This is a genomic window from bacterium (assembly GCA_036524115.1).
Lineage (GTDB): Bacteria > JAUVQV01 > JAUVQV01 > JAUVQV01 > DATDCY01 > DATDCY01.
This window is the reverse complement of the sequence record DATDCY010000286.1, coordinates 1-1,724: the sequence shown is the minus strand read 5'-3', so window position 1 is coordinate 1,724 and position 1,724 is coordinate 1. Positions and strand designations below refer to the sequence as shown.

Below are 1,724 nucleotides of genomic sequence, written 5' to 3'. Positions count from 1 at the left end.
ACGCGAGCGCTCCGACGGCGGCGAGAACGACCAGCAGGATCGCGATCCACAGCGGGCCGCCCCGCCTCGGCTCCGCAGGGCCCGCAAGGACCGGCTCAGGCGCATCCGGCTGCCGAGTCTCCGGCTGCGACGGCGACGGCGCGGTCGCCTTGGACGCGCCCGCAGTCGCAACCGCGACCGGCGCCGGGCCACGCCCCGCGGCGAGCCGCGCCAGGTCCGCCTCGAGCGCCTGCACGTCGGGGTAGCGGCGATCCAGCGGCAGCTCGACCATGCGGGCGAGCACCGCGCCGAAGCCCTCGCTCGCGCTGGTGACCTCGCGAATGCGCTGCCGGTTGCCCTCGCGCGCCAACGCGGCGGGGTCCTGCCCGCTCATCCCGTAGACCAGCGCGAGCCCGACCGCGTAGATGTCGGACGCCGGCACCGGCTCGTTGAGCACCACCTCCGGGGCCTCGAGCGCCAGCTCGTCGGCGCTCGGCGGCGTCTCCTCCCAGGCCTTCCAGCCGTCGCCCGAGACGGCGAAGTGCAGGTCGGTCAGGCACGGGCGGCCGTCGGGGCCGACGATGATGTTCGAGGCCTTGATGCCGCGGTGCACCAGCGGCGGCGAGAAGCCGTGCAGGTAGGCGAGGATCGGGACGAGCCGGCGCAGCAGCGCGACCGCCTGCAGTTCCGTGAGCAGCCGCCCCTTGCCGACGAGGCGCCGCAGGCTCTCGCCCGGGTGGTACCGCGTGATGAAGATGTGCTCGCGCTGCGCGCCCTCGCCTTCGACGAAGTTCTCGACGAAGCGCGGCAGGCCGGGATAGTCCAGCCCGGAGATGATGCGGGCCTGGGCCTCGAAGAGCCGCGCGTCGGCGGGAGGCGCGTCCGCCTCGCGCAGGATCTTGAGCACGCAGGGCGAGGCGGAGCGCAGGTCGGTGACGAGCCAGGTGACGACGTGGCCGCGCTGGCCAAGCTCACGGTCGAAGCGGTAGCGATCCCGCAGCACCCGCCCCACGCCCGTGACCATCGCCAGTCTCGCCCTCCCGTGCGTCGTCGCTTGGGATTGTGCGCGAAATCACCCGGGAGTCAAGTAAATTGGTCAAATTCGGCGGCTGCGGCGGCCGGCCACCCTGTGGCGACTCAGTCCGCCAGCAGCTTCTGGAGCGACGGCCAGTCGATCCTTTCCAGAAGGGCGTTGGCGCGCGCAGGGTCGCCCTCGACGCGCACCACGATCGTCTGCACCGCCAGCGCGGGGGCGCCGGCGCGCTGCGGCGCCTCCATCCGCGCGCCGCCGTCGCTCTTGAGCTGCCAGCCCTTGCCGAGGAAGACGTAGGTGGCGCCCTCGCGCCAGCCGCCGTCGCTGGCGGTCTCGCCCTGCGTGCGGTAGACCAGGCCGCCGCCGACCGCGGATTCGCTGGCGCCCTGGCGCTGGAACGACTCGGAGAAGGTGTTCGCGGCGAGCGAGACCGAGAGCTGGACATCGTGCGCGCTGGTCGACCGCGTCGCCTCCTTCATCCGCGCGTCCTGGGCGGCGACGAGCTTCTGCATCTTCGCCTGCAGCCCCTCGAGCTGCTTGTTGATGCGCGCGATGCCCGCCTGGTCGCCCTTGTTGATGGCGGCGCCCAGATCCCTGGCGAGCTTCTCGTTCTCGCGCATGAGCGACTGCAGGTCCTGGTCCGGCGACGCCGCGACCTTGGTCGTGGCGTCGAGCTGCTTCTGCTGCGCCTCGCGGCCGCGCTTGGTGTCCG

Annotated in this window: 2 protein-coding genes; both read right to left on the bottom strand. The window is 72.8% G+C overall.

Features of this window, described 5'->3' with window-relative positions; translation table 11 throughout:
* Positions 1-1,003: protein kinase (locus VI078_13665; GenBank protein HEY6000331.1), on the bottom strand; the 1,003-nt coding region annotated here is incomplete at its 3' end.
* A gap of 113 nt (positions 1,004-1,116) precedes the next feature.
* On the bottom strand, positions 1,117-1,724 hold a 608-nt coding region (locus tag VI078_13660; protein ID HEY6000330.1), incomplete at its 5' end, for a hypothetical protein.